Below are 19,546 nucleotides of genomic sequence, written 5' to 3' on the forward strand. Positions count from 1 at the left end.
GTGTCTCCTCAGGCAGCGGCAAAGGCGTTTACGTCGGCATTCGCCAGCGGCGCATCGATACGGGTTTCCAGCCAGAAGCGGCGCAGCAGGTTTTGCGCGGTGCGCATGCGGTAGGTGCTGGAGGCGCGCATGTCGGTCAGCGGCGCGTAATCCTGCGCCAGCGCGGCGATCGCTTCGGCCAGCGCTTCCTCGCTCCACACGCGGCCGTTCAGCACGGCTTCAGCCTGCGCGGCGCGTTTTGGCGTGCCGGCCATGCCGCCGTAGCAGATGTGGGCATCGACGACCTTGCCGCCATCGAGTTCGAAGGCATAGGCGGCGCACACGGCCGAGATGTCCTGGTCGAAGCGCTTGGCCAGTTTATAGGTGCGGAACGCAACATTGGCGCGCGGCAGCGGCACGCGCACGGCGCGCACGAACTCGCCCGGCCGCATGTCCTTCTTCATGTAGTCGAGGTAGAACGCGTCCATCGGCAGCGTGCGGTCGCCGGCGGCACTGTGCAGCACCACTTCGCTGCCCAGCGCGATCATCCATGGCATCGAGTCGCCGATCGGCGAACCGTTGGCCACGTTGCCGCCCAGGGTGCCGGCATTGCGGATCGGCAGCGAGGCGAAACGCTGGCGCAGTTCGGACAGCTCGGCCGGGTAGTATTCGCACAGCTTGCCGTAGGCTTCGTCCAGCGCCACGCCGGCGCCGATTTCCAGCATTGGACGGTCGTGGGACGCAGCATCCAGCGTCACGCTCTTCAGCGCTTCGACGTGGCCCAGGTAGATGATGTCGGTCAGCGCGCGCATCTGCTTGGTGATCCACAGGCCCACGTCGGTGGAGCCGGCGAGCAGCGTGGCCGCGGGATGTTCGGCGCGCAGCTGCGCCAGTTCTTCCAGCGTGCGCGGGGCGTGGAACGTCTGGCCATTGGCGGCGTACGTGGACAGCTTGTCGCGCTTCAGCGCCTGCAGCTGTTCGGCCAGTCCGGTGGTATCAAAATCTACGGCCGGCAGTTCCGTCATGCGGCGCGCGGCATCGATGATGGGGCGGTAGCCGGTGCAGCGGCACAGGTTGCCGGACAGGCAATCGTCGATCTCTTTCCGCTCGGGCGTGCGGCCTTCCACTTTCAGGTACATGCCCCACAGCGACATGGCGAAGCCCGGGGTACAGAAGCCGCATTGCGAACCATGGCATTCGACCAGTGCCTGCTGCACCGGGTGCAGGTCGCCGTTCGGCTGCTGCAGGTCTTCGACGGTGAACAGGGCCTTGCCGTCCAGCGTTGGGGTCAGCTGGATGCAGGAATTGACGGCTTTCAGCTCGACCTTGCCATCGACAAGGGAGCCGACCACGACGGTACAGGCGCCGCAATCGCCCTCGGCACAGCCTTCCTTGGTGCCGGTGCAATGCAGGTCTTCGCGCAGGTGCTGGAGCACGGTTTGCGTGGTATCGGCGCCTTGCACTTCGTGCACGGCGCCGCGGAAGTAAAAGCGGATCGGTTCGGACATGTTGGCCTCGCGGTGGTATCAGTTTGTAAGACTAACATTCGCGACCAACCCACCTATAACATATTGCTGATGAGCCTTATCACCCAAACAGCATGAAGCAACTTTCCGGCCGTGCCGATTGCAAGTTAGGGTTTCGCGGCCTGCCGGTCGTGGAACTCGAAGCGCGCGCGGTCTTGCGGATCGTAGGCGCCGGACTGCACGTCGAGCCGCATCACGCTGGCACCCGGCTGGGTGGCCTTCGGCCAGGCCGGCAGGCCGGCGCCGTTCGGATCGCCATGCTTGATGAAGTTGGCAAAATAGCCCTGCATGGTGCGCGACACGGTGCGGTCCTCGTCCGTCCAGGCATACACCTTGTTGCCGTCCAGGTTACCCATCGCGTATTCGATCTCCGCCGAATGGGCCGCACCGGTGGCTGCCGGCTGGCCATCGACGGTGGCCGGCCGCGGGCGGCTGTAGTAATAGCGCCACGTCGGTGCCGCTTTGGCATGCAGGTCGATCCATTTCCACGTGCCGTAGACGATCCAGCGGTCGCTGGACAGGTCGCGCGCGGCATCGGCCACGTCGTAGTCATACACGCGGGCCGCGGCCGCCGCATCGTTACCGTAGAACTTTTTCAACACCGCCTGGAAGCGTTCCGGCGTCGGTTCCTGGTTGTCCAGGATCGCGCCGGCGTGCATTTCCTGCGAATTCCAGCCGGCCAGCAGCGGCACCTTCGCCTGGCGGCCCTGCGCGTAGGTGTCCAGCGGCGCGCGGTCGAACACGTGGCCATCGGTGACGATGCCGAACCACGGCACGCCCGGCTTGGCCTGTGCCTCCAGCAGGGCTTCGGCCGGCGCCGCGCGCAGCTCCTTCAGCGTGGCGAAGCCGGCCCCTTGCGCGAACGCCGCGCCCTGCTTTTCCGCTTCCGCCAGCGGCGGGGCACCGCGCCGGCCCAGCACCGAACCACTTTCGCCGATGGCGCGCGCGAACAGGCCCTTCGACATCGGCATGATCATCTGCGCGCTGACCGAATACGAGCCGGCCGATTCGCCGGCGATCGTCACCTGCGCCGGATCGCCGCCAAAGGCCGCGATATTCTTCTTCACCCACGCCAGGGCGGCCGACTGGTCCATCAGGCCATAATTGCCGGACGCGTTGTACCTGCTCTCGGCCGTCAGCTCCGGATGGGCAAGGAAGCCGAACGCGCCGAGGCGGTAATTGATCGTCAGCGCCACGATGCCCTGCTTCGCCATCGCCGCGCCCTCGTAGCGGGGCTCCGATCCATCGCCCGTGGCCAGGCCCCCGCCGTGGATGTAGACCAGCACCGGCAGCGCCTTCTTCTTGCCCGCGCCGGAGCTGGCCGGTGCCCACACGTTCAGGTACAGGCAGTCCTCGGACTGGCCGGGCGAGCGGAACACCATGTCGGAAAACAGCGGCAGCTGCATGCAGCGGTTGCCGAAATCCCCTGCCTGGCGCACGCCCTGCCACGGCCGGACCGGCTGCGGGGCCTGCCAGCGCAGCTCGCCGACCGGCGGCGCAGCGAACGGAATGCCCTTGAAGACGCGCACGCCATCCTCGATGCGCCCTTCGATGCGGCCGCCGTCGACCTTGACGGTGGTGACGGGCCCAGCGCCCTGGGCGAGCGTGCTTGCGGCGGCCAGCAGGATGCCGGCGGAGGCTGCTTTCATGTTTTGTCTCCTGTTGTGGTTGTTAACGTGATGATAGCGCTATCCCCGCCTCGTGCACCAGCAGAGCTCGTGCTAAGGGGCATTGCAAGGCATCACTCCTTACGGGCCCCCTGACACAGGCTCGATAACGCCGTGTCAACTGTCGAGCTCGTGTCAGGGGGGCATTGCAGGGGTTTCAAAGAGCACCGCTCTTTGCCTGCAATGCCGTGATGCCTTGCAAGGCATCACTCCTTACAGGCACCATGACACGGGCTCTGCAATGCGTCTAGTTGCACCAGAGACATCGATCCCGTAGAATTTGCAGCTCTGCGGCCGCGCCTGCCGCGACACTTGCCCACGCTTTGGACAACATTCCCTTATGGGTACAGCTCGCTGTACTCGCCTGCCTGATCTTCCTGTCGGCTTTTTTCGCGATGGCCGAAACCGCCCTGATGGCGGCCAACCGGTTCCGTTTGCGCCATGAAGCGAAACGCGGCAGCCGCCGTGCGCTGGCCACGCTGTGGCTGCTGGAACGGACCGAGCGCCTCCTGTCGCTGGTATTGATCGCCAACACGCTGCTGAACGCCATGGCCATCGCGCTGGTGACGGCGATCGCCATCAACCGCTTCGGCCTCGATGAACAGGTGATCATGGTCTCGACCGGCGTGGCGGTGTTCGCGCTGATCGTGCTGACCGGGATCGCGCCGAAGATCATCGGCGCCCGCTATGCCGACCAGGTCGTGCTGCCGGCCAGCCTCGTGCTGCGCCCCCTGCTGCGCGCGGCCGGGCCGCTGATCTGGTTCGTCAACCTGTTCGTGGCAACGCTGCTGCGGGCGTTTCGCGTCAAGCCGGCCGCCAATCCCCACGAGGCGGGACTTTCGGCCGACGAATTGCGCTCGCTCCTGCTGGAAGCGGGCAATTTCATGCCGCCGCAGCACCGCAGCATCCTGCTCAACCTGTTCGACCTGGACAAGATCTCGGTCGAGGACGTGATGACGCCCCGCGCGCAGATCGAGGCGCTTAACCTCGCCTTGCCCGCCAGCGAAATCCGGCGGCAGCTGACGGCATGCCGGCACACCAAGCTGCCCGTCCACGATGGCGAGATCAACGGCATCACCGGCATCCTGCACGTGCGCCGGGCCGTTTCGCTGCTGAACGAGGAAGACGAGCTCACCGCGGAACGCATCCGCGCCCTGCTGTCCGCGCCTTATTTCATTCCGCAGGATACGGCCGTGTTCGCGCAACTGCAGAATTTCCAGGACCGCCGGGAACGGCTGGCGATCATCGTCGACGAGTACGGCGAGGTGCAAGGCCTCGTGACGCTGGACGATATCATCGAGGAAATGATTGGCGAATTCACCACGCCGGCACCCTCCGCGCCGCGGCCCGAGGCGTTCGGCTGGGACAGCGCGGGCACCTGCCTGCTCGAGGGCAGTACCGCGCTGCGCGACATCAACAAGCGGCTGGGACTAAACTTTCCGCTGGACGGGCCGAAAACACTGAACGGCTTGCTGCTTGAATACCTGCAGGACATTCCCGATGCGCCGATCTGCGTGCGCATTGGCAATTGCATCATGGAGGTTGTACAAGTGCAAAACCAGCGCGTGAAAGTCGCCAAATTGACACACCTGTGAGAGCGCGGAACGCTTTACAAAAGTGATGCCTACAGGCATCATCACTTGATTATCTCCACCGTTCCCCTGCTGTTCTTGTCGGTTTCATCGGTGTCATTCCAGTGTCCTCACTCTAGTTTCCGCATTCAGTTTCTTTTATGGCAGCAGTCCAACCCACGACGGCGTCAGCGGCGCCCATGCCGGGACTGGCACGGGTCCTGGTACAGGCCGGCCGCCTGACGACCGCGCAGGCGGATGCGCTGCAAAAGCGCGCGGGCACGGACAAGCAGCCCTTCATCGACGTGCTGCTCGGCAGCGGCATCATCGGCGCGCGCGACCTGGCGGCCTTCTGCTCCGAAACGTTCGCCTACCCGATGCTGGATCTGCACGCGATCAGCGTGGCCGCGCTGCCCCACAAGATCATCGACGAAAAACTGATGCAGAGCGGCCGCGTGGTGGCGCTGGCCAAGCGGGGCAACAAGATGTCGGTGGCGATTTCCGATCCCACCAACACGCAGGCGCTGGACCAGATCAAGTTCCAGACCGAATCGGCGGTGGAACCGGTGATCGTGCCGCACGATGCGCTGTTGCGGCTGCTGCACGAGCTCGGCAAGAGCAGCGCCCAGCTGATGGACGAACTGGCCGGCGCGGAAAGCGAGATCCAGTTCGCCGAAGACCAGGAAGCGGCGGCAACGGAGGCGCCGGCCACCGATATCGAGGATGCGCCGATCGTGCGCTTCCTGAACAAGATGCTGATGGATGCCGTGAACATGGGCGCCTCCGACCTGCACTTCGAGCCGTTCGAGAAGTTCTACCGGATCCGCTTCCGCGTCGACGGCGTGCTGGTCGAACACGCGCAGCCGCCGATCGCCATCAAGGACAAGCTGGTATCGCGCATCAAGGTGCTGGCCCGCCTGGACATCTCGGAAAAGCGCGTGCCGCAGGATGGCCGCATGCGGCTGATCGTGTCGCCCACCAAGACGCTCGACCTGCGTATCTCCACGCTGCCAACGCTGTTCGGCGAGAAGACCGTGATGCGTATCCTCGACGCCACGCAGGCGCAGATGGGCATCGATGCGCTGGGCTACGAACCGGAACAGCGCGCGCTGCTGCTCGATGCGATCCAGCGTCCGTACGGCATGGTGCTGGTCACGGGCCCCACCGGTTCGGGCAAGACGGTGTCGCTGTACACCTGCCTGAACATCCTGAACAAGCCGGGCATCAATATCTCGACGGCGGAAGATCCGGCCGAGATCAACCTGCCCGGCGTGAACCAGGTGAACGTGAACGACAAGGCCGGGCTGACCTTCCCGGTGGCGCTGAAATCGTTCCTGCGCCAGGATCCGGACATCATCATGGTCGGCGAGATCCGCGACCTGGAAACGGCCGATATCGCGATCAAGGCGGCGCAGACGGGCCACATGGTGTTCTCCACGCTGCACACCAACGATGCGCCCTCCACGCTGACGCGCCTGATGAACATGGGCGTGGCGCCGTTCAACATCGCCTCGTCGGTGATCCTGATCACGGCGCAGCGGCTGGCGCGCCGGCTGTGCGGCTGCAAGCAGCCGCTGGACATCGCCGAGGACAAGCTCATCAGCGCCGGTTTCCGCGCCGAGGAAGTCGACGGCAGCTGGAAGCCGTACGGCCCGGTGGGCTGCGAACGGTGCAACGGCTCCGGCTACAAGGGGCGCGTGGGCATCTACCAGATCATGCCCATCAGCCCGGCCATCGAGGCGCTGATCCTGGCGCACGGCAACGCGATGCAGATCGCCGCCCAGGCCCAGGCCGAAGGCGTGAAATCGCTGCGCCAGTCCGGCCTGGTGAAAGTGAAGGCGGGATTGACCAGCCTGGAAGAAGTGCTGGGCTGCACCAACGAATAGGACTCAGGACAGGAATCAAGACATGGCACACGCGGGCGGTATCAAGGAATCCATCTTTGCCTGGGAAGGCAAGGACAAGACGGGCAAGACCGTGCGCGGCGAACTGCGCGCGGGCGGCGAGGCGGTCGTCAACGTGACGCTGCGCCGCCAGGGCATCATGGTCACCAAGGTCAAGAAAAAGGTGTACCGCTCCGGCAAGAAGGTCACCGACAAGGACATCACCCTGTTCACGCGCCAGCTGGCGACGATGATGAAGGCCGGCGTGCCGCTGCTGCAATCGTTCGATATCGTCGGCAAGGGGCACGCCAATCCGGCCGTGTCGAAACTGGTGATGGACCTGCGCTCGGACATCGAGACCGGCACCAGCCTGAATGGCGCGTTCCGCAAGTTCCCGCTGTATTTCGACCCGCTGTTCTGCAACCTGGTGGGCGCCGGCGAACAGGCCGGCATCCTGGAAGACCTGCTGACGCGCCTGGCGATCTACAAGGAAAAGACGCTGGCGATGAAGGCCAAGATCAAGTCGGCGCTGACCTATCCGATCGCCATCCTGGCGGTGGCATTCATCGTCACGGCCGTGATCATGATCTGGGTGGTGCCGGCCTTCAAGGAGGTGTTCACCAGCTTCGGCGCGGATTTGCCGACGCCTACCCTGGTGGTGATGTCGATCTCGGAATTCTTCGTGGCCTGGTGGTACATGATCTTCGGCGGCCTGTTCGCCGCCGTATATTTCTTCTTCCAGGCCTGGCGCCGCTCGCTGTCCATGCAGCAGGCGATGGACCGCCTGCTGCTGAGGCTGCCGGTGTTCGGCGCCGTGATCAGGAAAGCCACCATTGCAAGGTGGACGCGCACGCTGTCGACCATGTTCGCGGCCGGCGTGCCGCTGGTCGAAGCGCTCGATTCCGTCGGCGGCGCCTCCGGGAATGCCGTCTACCTGGAAGCCACGCGCAATATCCAGAAAGAGGTGTCCACCGGGGTCAGCCTGACGGTGGCGATGCAGAACGTGGAAGTGTTTCCCAACATGGTGACGCAGATGGTGGCGATCGGCGAGGAATCCGGCGCGCTGGACAGCATGCTGGGCAAGGTCGCCGACTTCTTCGAGGAAGAAGTCGACGAGGCGGTGGCGTCGCTGTCGTCGCTGATGGAACCGGCCATCATGGTGATCCTGGGCGTGCTGATCGGCGGCCTGGTGGTGGCGATGTACCTGCCGATCTTCAAGCTCGGCTCGGTGGTGTAAGCCCCGCTGGCCCGGGGCTCATCCGCCCCCGGGCCTCAACCGCAGCAGGCCTTGAATTTCTGCCCGCTCCCGCACGGGCAAGGGTCGTTCCGGCCGACCTTGGCATGCGTCACCCGCTGCACCACCGGGGCCAGCGGGGCCTGCGGGGCCGGGTGGCGGATCGCCGGGGTACCGGCCATCCAGCCCGCCTTGCCGCGCGGTGGCGCTTCATGTCCGGAACCATTTTCCCGTACCTGTGCCAGCGCCATGGTGCTGGCGACGAATACCCGCAGGCGCTCGTCGCGATCCGGGAAGGGCCGCCCTTCCGCGTCGAACATGAAGCGCGCCGCCACGAAATCCCTGCGTTCCTCGTCCGACATCACGCCGTGCGCCGCTTCGAGCCTGGCGATGAGGGGTGGCCCCGCCTGGAATGCCCGCTCGGCGATGGGCCCGTCATGGTCGCGCAGCGCCTTCTCGTAGACAGCCTGCACCAGGCGGCTCGCCTCGATCCATTGCCTGGGCTGCGGCTGCGACATGTACAGCTCGGCCAGGTCGAGGTAGGCCTCGTTGACCCGCAGCATGGCGCTCCTGAGGAGCTGTTCCGCCTCGCCGACGTCGCCCGGCAGCGCGCCGCGCCGGATCAGGTTGCCCACGATATGCCGTGCCTCGGGAAGCCCGGCATCGCTGGCCCGTTTCAGATAGGCCAGCGCCGCTGGCTCGTCGCGCGCGACGCCATCGCCGCGGTACAGGGCGATCCCCGCCTGGTATTGCCCGATCGGGTAGCCCGCTTCCGCGGCGCGCAGGGTCAGGCCGAACGCCGCTGTCGGGTCGGCCGCCATGCCCAGGCCATCGCGGTACATGGTCGACAGCAGGGTCAGGGCCAGCGGGTGGTCCTCGGCGGCGGCCCGTTCCAGGTGCTCGCGGGCGCGTGCGAAATCCACCGGCTCGCCGTGCAGGCCGTACAGGGCGGAGCGGCCGCACCAGGCCAGCGCATCGATATCGCCATGCCGGCTGGCCAGGGCGATGAGGCTCACGCCGAGCGCGGTGAACTGCTCGCCGCGCCGGCCTTCCGACAGCGCGAGGCCATATTGGTAGCAGGCCGGCGGATAGTTCGCGTCGCTGGCGTAGCGCAGCAGGTCCAGCGCCCGGCCTTCCAGCGCGCCGAACTCGAAGCGCCTGGCAAACGACGCAAGCACGGCGTTGGGGCCTGCCCCGGATTCCTCGACGCTCGTTACCCATTGCTGGCGCAGCAGCATCGCGACCTGGTACTGGTCGGCCGCGATGTTTTCCAGCAGCGCCCGGTAGCACACTTCCTTCAGCTCATCCTTCCGCCCGTCGTCGGCCACGGCGTAGCCCGGCACCTCCGCACCGCCGTGCTGCTGGCGAAAAACGGTTTCAAGCAGGGCAATCGAGCTGGCCAGCGCCTGCCTGGCCAGCGTGGCGAAGCGCCCTTCGTCCAGCAGGCTGTCCTCGGGATGCGCGGCCGCGTTGCCCCAGCGGCGCAGGTCGTGCAACAGCGCGCGGGTGTCGGGGTTGATCAGGCGGGCCTTGACCAGCGCCCGGATCTTTTCATCCAGGCCCATCGGCGATTCGCGCCCGCCGCCCTGGTACAGCATGTCGCAGCACAGGCTGGCCAGCGCGCGGGTCTGGATCAGGGCATGCCTGGGGAAGTGGTGCTGGCTGCGCTTGGCTTCGCTGTACAGCTCGCCAATGCGCGCCGAGACGCGCCGTGCAAATTCAAGATCGTCCATGTGTCGCGGTAGATGCGGCGGAAATGCCGCGCCGCCAGTGTACCGCAGTGTTCCCTTCCGGCCACGCCTGATGCCCGAAACGGGGTTCGCCGACGCCTCAATGCCGGGCCGCGGGCTGCAGCACCGGCGCACCGGCGGCGCCCGCTGCAGGCGCCAGCCTGACCCGCAGTACCGCCACCGCCGCGCACAGCATCAGCACGCCGGCGAGCCGGATCACGTTTTCCGGGTTGCCGCCCAGTAGCCCCCGGTAGTACAGCGGCAGCGTGAAGATCTGGATGATCATCGGGATCACGATGAACATGTTGAAGATGCCCATGTACACGCCGGTGCGCGCCGGCGGGATGCACCCGGCCAGCATCACGTAGGGATTGCCCATCATGCTGGCCCATGCCAGGCCGATGCCGACCATCGGGATGAACAGCAGGGCCGGTTCGCGGATCATCGGGATGGACAGCATGCAGGCGCCGGCCACCGCCACGCACGCGGCATGCATGCGCTTGGCGCCGAAGCGCCGCGTAAACGGCACCAGGGCGAAAGCGGCCAGGAAGGCGATGAAGTTGTAGAAGGCGCCGACCTGCCCGTTGAGCAGGCCCGCGTCCCGGAAGCCCTGGCTGGCCGGATCGGTGGTGCCGTACATGGTCTGCGACAGCGACAGCATGATGTACTGCCAGTAGCAGAACATGGCATACCACTGGAACAGCTTGACGAACGCCAGCTGGCGCATGGTGGGCGGCATCTCGCGCATGGCTTGCCCGATGTCGGCCAGCACCGCGCGTATCCCGGGCCGGCCGGCGGCGCGCAAGCGGGCCAGTTCCGCGGCGTCGGGTGGCAGCTCGGGCGTGGTGCGGATCGACCACAGCACGCTGGTGATGGACATGAACGCGCCGATCAGGAACGCGGCCACCACGACTTGCGGGATATGGCTGCCGTTGGTCGCATCCTTGTCCATGCCCAGCAGGACGAGCAGCGACGGCGTCAGGTAGGCCAGCGTCTGGCCGAGCCCCGTGAATGCGCTCTGCGTGAGGAAACCCAGCGAATGCTGGGGCGGCGCCAGCTTGTCGCTGACGAAGGCGCGGTAGGGTTCCATGGTGACGTTGTTGGCGGCGTCCAGGATCCACAGCAGGCTGGCCGCCATCCACAGCGTGGCGCTGAACGGCATGAACAGCAGTCCCAGGCTGCACAGGATCGCGCCGACCAGGAAATATGGCGTGCGCCGGCCCCAGCGCGTGACCGTGCGGTCGCTCATCGCGCCGACCAGCGGCTGCACCAGCAGGCCGGTGACGGGGCCGGCCAGCCACAGCAGGGGCAGCGTCGCCTCGTCGGCACCCAGGTACTTGTAGATCGGGCTCATGCTGCTCTGCTGCAGCCCGAAGCTGAACTGGATGCCGAAGAAACCCACGTTCATGTTGACGATCTGCCGGAACGACAGGTGGGGTTGGTATGCCATCGCGATTGTCTCCGTCATGGTGGCGCCATGATGCGCCTGATAGGGGTGGTCCGTGTGCCCGCGCATGTTTTCCGCGCTTTTTCGGGCACATCCGGTTGTTACACGTGCTGCCCCGCTAGCGCCGCAGCCACAGCATGCTCCATGGCGCCAGCTCCACCTTGCCGGAGTAGCCGGGCCATGTACCCGCTCCCAGGGCAGGCAGGTCGACCACCATGGTGCGCTCGGAGAAGTTGAACAGGGCCAGGAAATCGTCGCCGCGCGCCAGCGCCAGCAGCGCGTCGTCCGGTACCGGCAACAGCTTGCGCGGCACATCGGCCGCCAATGCCGGGCACTGGCGGCGCTCCTCGACCAGCGCGCGCAGCGCGTGGAATACCCGCCCCGACCAGGTATCCGGATCGTCGCGGCGCGCCAGGCTGTCGTCATCGAACACCGGGCGCTGGACCCAGCGCGTGTCGTGCGCCCGCTGCGCGTCGGTGCGATAGGCATGGTCGTTGCTCATGCCCAGTTCATCGCCCATGTACAGCATCGGCATGCCGCCGAATGCCAGGGCCACCCCGTGCACCAGGAGCAGGCGCCGCAGCGCCATTTCGCGTGCCAGCGGCCCTTCGGCCGTCTCGAAGCCCGTCAGCGCCGCCGCCATGCCGTTGGTGGCCGTGATGGTGCCGTCCGATGGCGCGGCGGCACCGTTCTGGAAGGGCACGCCGGCGGCGTAGGTGCCGCCCTCGCCATGGAAGAAGCGCGCGACGGCGGCCAGGCGTCCGGCGGCGCCGCCCGCTTCGTCGAGCAGGATCTTCCAGCCGATATCGTCGTGGCAGCGCACATAGGTCAGCCAGCTCGCGCCGGGTGGCGGATTCGGCGTGCGCGCGATCACGGCTCGCAGCAGTTCGGTATCCTGCTCGGCCAGCGCGGCCCAGCCGGCGGCCATCAGCGTGCTGTGATAGGCCAGGTGGCATTCCGGCTTGCCGGCGTCGCCCAGGTAGGCCGGCAGGTCGCGGGTCGGCACGATGGCCTCCGCCTTCAGCAGCACGGCCGGCGCGGCGATGCCGACGATGGCGCGCAGCGCCTGCAGCAGCGCGTGCACTTCCGGCTGGTTCATGCACGCGGTTCCCTCGCGTTTCCACAGGAAGGCGGTGGAGTCGAGGCGGAACACTTCGACGCCGCGGTTCGCCAGCCGCAGCAGCGCCGCGGCGATTTCCGCCAGCACCTCGGGATTGGCGTAGTTCAAATCCCACTGGAACGGGTAGAAGGTGGTCCATACCCAGCCTTCCATGGCCGGCACCTGGGTGAAGTTGCCGGGTGCCGCTTCGGGAAACACCTGGCCGAGCGTGCTTTCGTAGCGCTCCGGCATGGCGCGGTCGGGGAATACGTGGAAGAACTTGCGCAGGCGCGCGTCGCCCGCCATCGCCCCACGGGCCCAGGCGTGATCGTCGGCCACGTGGTTCAGCACGAAATCCGCGCACAGGCTGATGCCCGCATCGCGCAGCTGGCCGCACAGCGTTTCCAGGTCGGCCATGCTGCCCAGCGCGGGATCGACTTCATCGAAGCTGGCCACGGCGAAGCCGCCATCGTTCTCGCCAGCCCGCGCGCGCAGGAACGGCAGCAGGTGCAGGTAGGTGACGCCCAGCGCGCGCAGGTGGCCGATGCGCCGCCCTACCCCGGCCAGGTCGCCGCCGAAGCGCGACGCATAGGCGCTGTAGCCCAGCATGTCCTGGCGCAGGAACCAGTCCGGCTCGGCGGCGCGCCGCGCATCCAGCGCCAGCAGGTCGGCCGGGCGCGCGGCCAGCAGGCCGCCCACCGTGGCCAGCAAGGTTTCGTACCATTGGCCGAAGCCGGGGCATGCGCCATACAGGCCGGCCAGGCGCTGGTACAGCAGCGGGCCATGCTCGGCGTAGCGGCGTGCCGCGGCGGCACGCAGCGGGGCGGGAAGCGCCGCCAGCAGCGGCTCGGCGGATGGAACATCGGCAAGATCGGTCATGGAACGGGACATGTGAAAGCGGTTCAGAACGTGTACCTGGCGCTGGCCTTGATGGAACGGCCGCTGACCGAGCGGGCCGCGTGGCCGTCGCCCTCCGCCTCCGTATAGCCGGTGGCGTTGAACAGGTTGTTGGCCGACAGCGACAGCGTGACCTGGTCGGTGACGCGGTAGTTGGCGAAGGCGCTCACCGTGCGGTAAGCGGGCAGCACGAAGGTGTTCTGGTCATCCGCCCACGACCTGCCCGTGCCGACCAGGCTGGCGCCCACCATGGCCTTGCCGAAGTCGTACGTGGCAGCCAGCTGGTACACGGCCTTGGCCTGGCGGCGCGGCGTGTTGCCGACCAGCGCTTCGCTGCCCGGCGCGGTGGCGCTGATCTCGGCATCGGTCAGCGTCAGGCCGCCGTTGAGCTGGAAATCGCCGTTGCGCCACGCCGCCTCGACCTCGACGCCTTTCGCGTCGTAGCTGTTGGCCGTGCTGGTTTGCGTGGTCACTTCATAGTTGCTTTCGCGCGTCTTCGCATGGAAGGCCGTGACGAAGGCGCTCAGCGGGCCACTGCGCCACTTCACGCCGCCCTCGAGCTGGCGCACGGTATTGATGCTGACCGGCGCGCTGCCGTCGAGCGGTGCGCCGAACAGGATGCGGTCGGCATTGAAGGCGACGCCTTCGCTGGTCCGGGCGAACAGGGCCAGGCCGCCGGTGAGGCGGTAGTTGGCCCCCACCGAATACGAGTTGTGGCTCACGTCATAGTCGACGCGCTGCACGGTGGCGGGATCGTAGCGCAGCGCGCCGGTGGCGATATTGGCCGTGCCGTTCGCGCTTTGCCGGTCGTGGCGCACGCTGGCGTCGACGTTCAGCGCGCCGGCCTCGTAGCCCAGGTTGACATAGGGCGAGCGGTACTTGTACCGCATGTCCACGGCACGCGAGCAGCAGGCGCCGAATGCGGGACCGACCAGGCCGGGGGTGGCGCTGGCTGTTTGCAGCAACGCGGGCTTGTCGCCGATGGCCTGCATCAGGTATTCGTTGAAGTTCCACGTCAGGCCCAGGTCCTGGTTGGCGAGGTAGACGCCGCCGGTGGCCGTGAGGCGCGCTCCGTCGGCCAGCTGGAAGGTGCGCGCCAGCTTCGTGTCGTTCATCACCGAGCCGGCATCGTCGATGGAGGTATTGAACACGACCGCCGAGAATGCCCGGCCCGCGTAGGCCTGGCCAGTCTGCGGCCCCGTGGCGAAGATGTAGTCGCCCTCCATGCCGCTGTTCCCGGCGAAGACGCCGATGAAGCGGCCGCTGTTGTTCGACTTGCGCAGCCGCTCGGTCAGGGTCCAGCCGTTGCCGAGATCGAACCGGGCTTCCAGGCCGACGGCGGTGCTGCGCACGCGCAGGCCGTCGTTGACGTCGTGCGCCACCTGGCGGTTGTTCTTGTCGAGCGTGACGTCCGGCACCCAGTAGGGCGAGTAGAAGCTGGCGGTGCGCGGGTCGATGCCATCGATCGCGGCCACCCGCCCGTCGGCGATGCGCACCGGCACCGGCAGCGCGGTCGGCGTCTGGTCGTCGAGGTGCTTGACCGACAGGCGCAGGTAGCCGTTGTCGAATTCACGGGTGATGTTGGCGCGCAGCTGGCCACCCTTCTCGGTCGTGACGCCGGCATTGCGCACGCCTTCGCCGTTGCGGTAGAAGCCGCCGATGAAGAAGCGCGTGCGCGGCGCCAGCGTGCCGCCGTAGTCGGCATCGATCCGCTTCGAATCGTGGTCCAGCCCCGCCGTCAGGCCGATGCTGCCGCCCTGCTGCTCGCCGGTCTTGCCGATGAAGTTGATGATGCCGCCCGGCGCATTGGTGGCCAGCGTGGAGGCGGAGCCGCCGCGCACCACTTCCAGGTGCGACAGGCCGCCGTCGATGCGCATGAAGGCATCCGGCGTCGTGAAGTTGAAGTCGCCCGACTGCAGGATCGGCAAGCCGTCTTCCTGCATCTGCACGTAGCGCGAGCCGCCCGCGGAAATCGGCACGCCGCGCACTGTCATGTTGGCATTGCCTTCGCCGCCCGAGGATTCGGACCGCACGCCGGGCACCGAGCGCAGCACGTCCGCCGCGCTGGTCGGCACCGACTGCGCGATGGTGTCGGCTTCGAGCGTGCTGACCGAGACGCTCGATTTCATCTTCGACGTGCCGCCGGCCGTGCCGGTGACGACCACGCGGTTCATCTGCAAGGCGTCGTCCGCCGCCGGTGCTTCCTGGGCCAGCGCGCCGCTCATGTGCAGCAGGGCGAGCGATACCGCCGCCCCCATGCGGGTGCAAGGGAATGTCATTGTCTCCTCCGATGTTTTTGATGTGTGGCCGCGCCGCCGTGGTGGTGCGCCGGACAAATTATCACGACTTTTGCAAATCATTGCAATCGATTGCATTAGTTTATTTTTTGGGGTTGCTTTGCCACTACGCGCCAGTCTGTCCGCTGTTGTTGGACTGATCCGCTTAGAGCAACGGCGACGCCACGGATGGATGGGTCAGAATTCAGCTCGAATGCAAACGATTACAAGCAGGTGCACGGGAAACCAAGATATCCAGCAGGAAAGATTCAGGGATGGGATGCGGACGGTTCGCCCGCGCTGGCGCGCACGACCAGTTCCGTGGCGAGCTGCACCGACGGGGCGGCGCCCCCTTCGATCAACGTCATCAGCGCGGCCACCATCGCGCGGCCGGCTTCGCCGATCGGCTGCCGTACGGTGCTGAGGCGGGGGTGGAACCACGCGGCCTGGGGAATATCGTCATAGCCGACGACGGCCACGTCGTCCGGCACGCGCCGGCCATGCGCACGCAGGCTGTCGATGGCGGTCATGGCCAGCAGGTCGCTGCAGGCGAACACGGCATCGCAGTCGATGCCGCGGGCGTGCAGGGTCTCGACCGCTTCCCGCCCGCCGCGGGGCAGGAACGATGTCGATACCTGCAGGCGCGGCTCCACGGCAATGCCATGCCTGGCCAGGGCTTCGCAATGGCCGCGATAGCGCTGGGCCGGTTCGGGCAGGTCGATATCGCCAAGGAAGGCGATGCGCCGGCGGCCCTGGGCGATCAGGTGCTCGGTGGCGAGCAGGCCGCCGCCGGCATTGTCGCTGCCGATGCAGCAATACAGTTGCCGGGGCAGCTGTGCGCCCCAGACCACGATCGGCACCTTGCGGGCGGCCAGCTCGTTGAGTTCCTCATGGCGCCCCCACTGGCCGACGAGGATGACGCCGACCACGCGGCCCGAATCGAAGGTCGCCGCCGCCGCGGCACCCAGCTCGTCGACGGGAATGCGCGAGAACAGCATGTCAAAGCCCTGCTCGGTGAGCGCATCGGCCAGGCTGCCCAGCATGGCCAGCAGGAACGGGTCCGTCAGGCTCTGGTGGCTCTTGCGGTCGAACGGAATCAGCACGCTGATCGAGCGGTTCTGCTTCAGGCGCAGGTTCTGCGCGCCGATATTGATCGAGTACTTCAGCGACGCGGCCAGTTCGAGGATGCGGCCGCGGGTCTCGGCGTTGACGAGCGGGCTGTTGTTCAAGGCACGCGACACGGTGGCCGTGGAAACCCCGGCCAGCCGGGCGATATCGGCCATCTGCAGGCGCCGCTGCGCCACCTCGCTGCTGGAACTGTCTTGCCGTGCTTTCGCCATCTGGATGTTTTCCGCAATGCCCCGGGGCCGGAGGGCCGATTGTATGACACCGGGCGGCCGCGTGGAAAGCCATGCCCGCCATGCGGCCGCCGGCGATACGTCCGGCGACACGGCCGGCGGCCGGTACCGCCTCCTGCAAACCGCGGCCGGTGGTGTAAGCTCTGGTTTTGCCATCCCGCCCCGGCAGGCCGGGGATCACGGAACCCACACATGCTCGAGCAACTCTTCCTCTTTTCGCCGCCCGCCACGCTCCCCGCCGCGGTCATCGCCGCCATCTTCGGCCTGCTGGTCGGCAGCTTCCTCAATGTCGTCATCTACCGGATACCGAAGATGATGCAGCGCGAATCGGACAACTACGTGGCCAGCGAATCGGGCTTGCCGCTGCCGCATACGGACCGCTTCAACCTGATGGTGCCGCGTTCGGCCTGTCCTCATTGCGGTCACCGGATCACGGCACTGGAAAACATTCCCGTCATCAGCTGGCTGGCGCTGCGCGGCAAGTGCAGCCAGTGCAAGGCGCCGATCTCGGCGCGCTATCCCGCCATCGAGGCGCTGACGGGCGTGCTGTCGGCCGCGCTGGTCTGGCAGTTCGGCAGCGGCTGGACGGGCCTGGCCACGCTGCTGTTCGCCTACCTGCTGATCGCCATGACGTTCATCGATGCCGATACCCGGCTGTTGCCGGACGACCTGACCTACCCGCTGCTGTGGGCCGGCCTGCTGGTGAACCTGAACGGCACTTTCGTGCCGCTGGGCGATGCCGTGATCGGCGCCGCCGCCGGCTACCTGTGCCTGTGGTCCGTCTACTGGGCGTTCAAGCTGCTGACCGGGAAGGAAGGCATGGGCTACGGCGACTTCAAGCTGCTCGCCGCGCTGGGCGCCTGGCTGGGCTGGATGATGCTGCCGACGATCATCCTGCTGTCGTCCGTCGTGGGCGCGGTGGTCGGCATCGGCCTGATGGTGTTCGCCAAGCGCGGCCGCGACAATCCGATTCCGTTCGGGCCCTACCTGGCCGCCGCCGGCATGATCGCGCTGCTGTTCGGCACGCAGATCGGCGCCGCCACCAGCCGGTTCCTGGGCGTGGCATGAGCGCTGGCGCGGGGAGTGACGGGAACGATGCCGTCCGCCGGCGCTTCACCGTCGGCCTGACGGGCGGCATCGGCAGCGGCAAGAGCGTGGTGGCGCGGCTGTTCGCCGAGCGGGGCGTGGACATCGTCGATACCGATCAGATCGCACGCAGCCTGACCGGGCCGCATGGCGCCGCCATGCCGGCCGTGCTGGCCGCCTTCGGCGCCGACTTCGCCGATGCCCACGGCGCGCTGGACCGCGTGAAGATGCGCGCGCTCGCGTTCTCCCGGCCGGAGGCCCGGCGCACGCTGGAAGGCATCCTGCACCCGATGATCCGCGATGCCGTATTTGCCGAAAGCCTGCTGGGCACCGGCCCATACGTGATCTTCGACATTCCTTTGCTGGTCGAGTCGGGCACGTGGCGCGAGCGCGTGGGCCGCGTGCTGGTGGTCGATTGCCCCGAAGCGGTGCAGGTGGCACGGGTGATGGCCCGTAACGCGCTGCCGGAACAGCAGGTGCATGCGATCATGGCGGCCCAGGCGCCGCGGCAGGCGCGCCTGGCCGCCGCGCACGACGTCATCGACAACGGCGGCGAGCTGGGGGAGTTGGCGCCGCAAGTCGACCGCTTGCATGCAATTTACTTAGCGATGGCTGAAGAAGCCGTACGAAACAATTAACAACGTTTGTATTTTTGCCTCGCATGCCTCAGAATCACGGGCATATTTCAGGCCCACCCACGAGGGATTCACTTTGATCGTCTATGAATATCCTTTCAACGAGCGCATCCGCACGCTGTTGCGCCTGGAGGACCTGTACGAGAAATTCAAGTTTTTCCTGAACCAGGAACATCCGTTGCAGCATCACGTGGCGCTCTCCACCATCTTCGACATGCTCGAAGTGGCCGGCCGCGCCGACCTGAAATCGGACCTGCTGCAGGAAATCGAGCGCCAGAAGCAGACGCTGATGGGCTACCGTTCCAACCCCGCCGTGCAGGCCGAGATGCTCGACGCGATCCTCGAGGAACTCGACAGCGTGTCGACCGCGCTGGTGGCGTCGCAGGGCAAGACGGGCCAGAACGTGCGCGACAACGAATGGCTGATGAGCATTCGCGGCCGCACCATCATTCCCGGCGGCGCGTGCGAATTCGATCTGCCGTCGTACTACGCGTGGCAGCAGCACCCGTTCGAACAGCGCTACCACGACATCGCCACCTGGTTCGCGCCGCTGGCGCCGCTGTGCGACGCGCTGGCCCTGGTGCTGCGACTGCTGCGCAATTCCGGCGCGCCGAAGAAGATGATCGCCAATGCCGGCAGCTACCAGCAGATGCTGCAGGGGAAGGTGTACCAGATGCTGCGGCTGACGCTCGATGAATCGCTGGGCGCGATCCCGGAAATCTCGGCCAACAAATACATGCTGTGGGTACGTTTCACCAGCCAGGGCGGCGACTGCAAGCCGAAGCCGCTGGAAGACGACGTGCCGTTCGAACTGACCCTTTGCAATTTCTGATCTTTACCTGCCATGCCAACCGTTGTCGACTGCCCCACCTGTGGCAAGAAAGTGGAGTGGAGCGAGAAAAACAAGTACCGCCCCTTCTGTTCCGAACGCTGCAAGCAAATCGACCTGGGTGCCTGGGCCGAGGAAAAATACACCATCCCCGGCACCGCCCCCACCGATCCGCTCGAGGAAGACAAGCAATAACAAACGGGGTCTGCCCTTGATATGTATGCCGTTAAGCTAAGCGCTACCGACACATTGAAAGCGCATGCATTCACCCCAGCAGCGAAAGGCTGGGGTCAGACCCGCCGGGTCTGACCCCGGAATTTGCACTTGGG

Annotated in this window: 14 protein-coding genes; 7 read left to right on the forward strand and 7 right to left on the reverse strand. The window is 66.5% G+C overall.

All coding sequences use genetic code 11. The features are described 5' to 3' along the window. Window positions 1–8 precede the first annotated feature (8 nt). Together xdhA and EYF70_RS23545 are read right to left on the reverse strand one after the other, a co-directional pair. On the reverse strand, window positions 9–1,487 hold the full coding sequence (gene xdhA / locus EYF70_RS23540) for a xanthine dehydrogenase small subunit (protein ID WP_131147561.1): 1,479 nt from the start codon (window positions 1,485–1,487) through the stop codon (window positions 9–11). A 125-nt stretch (window positions 1,488–1,612) separates the two neighbouring features. Next, window positions 1,613–3,154: a carboxylesterase/lipase family protein gene (locus EYF70_RS23545; protein WP_131147562.1), complete on the reverse strand. Its 1,542-nt coding sequence runs from the start codon at window positions 3,152–3,154 to the stop codon at window positions 1,613–1,615. A gap of 341 nt (window positions 3,155–3,495) precedes the next feature. On the opposite strand from EYF70_RS23545, the gene EYF70_RS23550 reads away from it, so the two are divergent. The 3 genes from EYF70_RS23550 (at window position 3,496) to EYF70_RS23560 (ending at window position 7,863) form a co-directional block, all read left to right on the forward strand. Continuing rightward, window positions 3,496–4,767 carry an HlyC/CorC family transporter gene (locus tag EYF70_RS23550; protein WP_131147563.1) on the forward strand — a complete coding sequence of 424 codons (1,272 nt, stop codon included), beginning with the start codon at window positions 3,496–3,498 and terminating at the stop codon, window positions 4,765–4,767. Window positions 4,768–4,943: 176 nt separating this feature from the next. Beyond that, complete coding sequence (gene pilB / locus EYF70_RS23555; protein ID WP_174800425.1) at window positions 4,944–6,629, forward strand: type IV-A pilus assembly ATPase PilB; 1,686 nt, start codon at window positions 4,944–4,946, stop codon at window positions 6,627–6,629. 22 nt (window positions 6,630–6,651) lie between these two features. Further along, on the forward strand, window positions 6,652–7,863 hold the full coding sequence (locus EYF70_RS23560) for a type II secretion system F family protein (protein ID WP_131147565.1): 1,212 nt from the start codon (window positions 6,652–6,654) through the stop codon (window positions 7,861–7,863). A gap of 35 nt (window positions 7,864–7,898) precedes the next feature. Here EYF70_RS23560 and EYF70_RS23565 read toward each other — a convergent pair whose 3' ends face one another. The 5 genes from EYF70_RS23565 to EYF70_RS23585 form a co-directional block, all read right to left on the reverse strand. Then, window positions 7,899–9,593 (reverse strand): SEC-C metal-binding domain-containing protein, encoded by a 1,695-nt coding sequence (locus EYF70_RS23565; RefSeq protein WP_131147566.1) that lies wholly within the window; start codon window positions 9,591–9,593, stop codon window positions 7,899–7,901. Between the two features lie 97 nt (window positions 9,594–9,690). Continuing rightward, the gene (locus tag EYF70_RS23570) at window positions 9,691–11,040 is read right to left on the reverse strand and encodes an MFS transporter (protein ID WP_218943718.1); all 1,350 of its coding nucleotides are present in this window, start codon (window positions 11,038–11,040) and stop codon (window positions 9,691–9,693) included. Between the two features lie 115 nt (window positions 11,041–11,155). Then, complete coding sequence (locus tag EYF70_RS23575) at window positions 11,156–13,027, reverse strand: alpha-amylase family glycosyl hydrolase (protein ID WP_229420527.1); 1,872 nt, start codon at window positions 13,025–13,027, stop codon at window positions 11,156–11,158. Window positions 13,028–13,038: 11 nt separating this feature from the next. Continuing rightward, on the reverse strand, window positions 13,039–15,312 hold the full coding sequence (locus EYF70_RS23580; protein ID WP_131147568.1) for a TonB-dependent siderophore receptor: 2,274 nt from the start codon (window positions 15,310–15,312) through the stop codon (window positions 13,039–13,041). Between the two features lie 266 nt (window positions 15,313–15,578). Continuing rightward, window positions 15,579–16,649 carry a LacI family DNA-binding transcriptional regulator gene (locus EYF70_RS23585; RefSeq protein ID WP_131147569.1) on the reverse strand — a complete coding sequence of 357 codons (1,071 nt, stop codon included), beginning with the start codon at window positions 16,647–16,649 and terminating at the stop codon, window positions 15,579–15,581. A 210-nt stretch (window positions 16,650–16,859) separates the two neighbouring features. Between EYF70_RS23585 and EYF70_RS23590 the strand changes: the two genes are divergently transcribed. From EYF70_RS23590 to yacG, 4 genes are all read left to right on the forward strand, one after another. After that, complete coding sequence (locus tag EYF70_RS23590) at window positions 16,860–17,735, forward strand: prepilin peptidase (protein ID WP_131147570.1); 876 nt, start codon at window positions 16,860–16,862, stop codon at window positions 17,733–17,735. Continuing rightward, window positions 17,732–18,391, forward strand: coding sequence for a dephospho-CoA kinase (gene coaE, locus EYF70_RS23595; RefSeq protein WP_131147571.1), 660 nt, complete (start codon window positions 17,732–17,734; stop codon window positions 18,389–18,391). The genes EYF70_RS23590 and coaE overlap by 4 nt, the downstream gene beginning before the upstream one ends. A 73-nt stretch (window positions 18,392–18,464) precedes the next feature. Then, window positions 18,465–19,220 (forward strand): cell division protein ZapD, encoded by a 756-nt coding sequence (gene zapD, locus EYF70_RS23600; protein ID WP_131147572.1) that lies wholly within the window; start codon window positions 18,465–18,467, stop codon window positions 19,218–19,220. Window positions 19,221–19,232: 12 nt separating this feature from the next. Continuing rightward, the gene (yacG, locus tag EYF70_RS23605) at window positions 19,233–19,412 is read left to right on the forward strand and encodes a DNA gyrase inhibitor YacG (RefSeq protein WP_131147573.1); all 180 of its coding nucleotides are present in this window, start codon (window positions 19,233–19,235) and stop codon (window positions 19,410–19,412) included. Window positions 19,413–19,546: the final 134 nt, after the last annotated feature.

The organism is Pseudoduganella albidiflava (assembly GCF_004322755.1).
In the GTDB taxonomy this organism is placed as follows: Bacteria; Pseudomonadota; Gammaproteobacteria; order Burkholderiales; family Burkholderiaceae_D; genus Rugamonas; species Rugamonas albidiflava.

Coding starts and splice junctions, on each gene's coding strand:
- EYF70_RS23590 (WP_131147570.1), top strand. CDS start 16,860: ATGCTCGAGCAACTCTTCCTCTTTTCGCCGCCCGCCACGCTCCCCGCC.
- EYF70_RS23560 (WP_131147565.1), top strand. CDS start 6,652: ATGGCACACGCGGGCGGTATCAAGGAATCCATCTTTGCCTGGGAAGGC.
- xdhA (WP_131147561.1), bottom strand. CDS start 1,487: ATGTCCGAACCGATCCGCTTTTACTTCCGCGGCGCCGTGCACGAAGTG.
- EYF70_RS23580 (WP_131147568.1), bottom strand. CDS start 15,312: ATGACATTCCCTTGCACCCGCATGGGGGCGGCGGTATCGCTCGCCCTG.
- EYF70_RS23545 (WP_131147562.1), bottom strand. CDS start 3,154: ATGAAAGCAGCCTCCGCCGGCATCCTGCTGGCCGCCGCAAGCACGCTC.
- EYF70_RS23570 (WP_218943718.1), bottom strand. CDS start 11,040: ATGGCATACCAACCCCACCTGTCGTTCCGGCAGATCGTCAACATGAAC.
- EYF70_RS23575 (WP_229420527.1), bottom strand. CDS start 13,027: ATGTCCCGTTCCATGACCGATCTTGCCGATGTTCCATCCGCCGAGCCG.
- yacG (WP_131147573.1), top strand. CDS start 19,233: ATGCCAACCGTTGTCGACTGCCCCACCTGTGGCAAGAAAGTGGAGTGG.
- coaE (WP_131147571.1), top strand. CDS start 17,732: ATGAGCGCTGGCGCGGGGAGTGACGGGAACGATGCCGTCCGCCGGCGC.
- EYF70_RS23565 (WP_131147566.1), bottom strand. CDS start 9,593: ATGGACGATCTTGAATTTGCACGGCGCGTCTCGGCGCGCATTGGCGAG.
- pilB (WP_174800425.1), top strand. CDS start 4,944: ATGCCGGGACTGGCACGGGTCCTGGTACAGGCCGGCCGCCTGACGACC.
- EYF70_RS23585 (WP_131147569.1), bottom strand. CDS start 16,649: ATGGCGAAAGCACGGCAAGACAGTTCCAGCAGCGAGGTGGCGCAGCGG.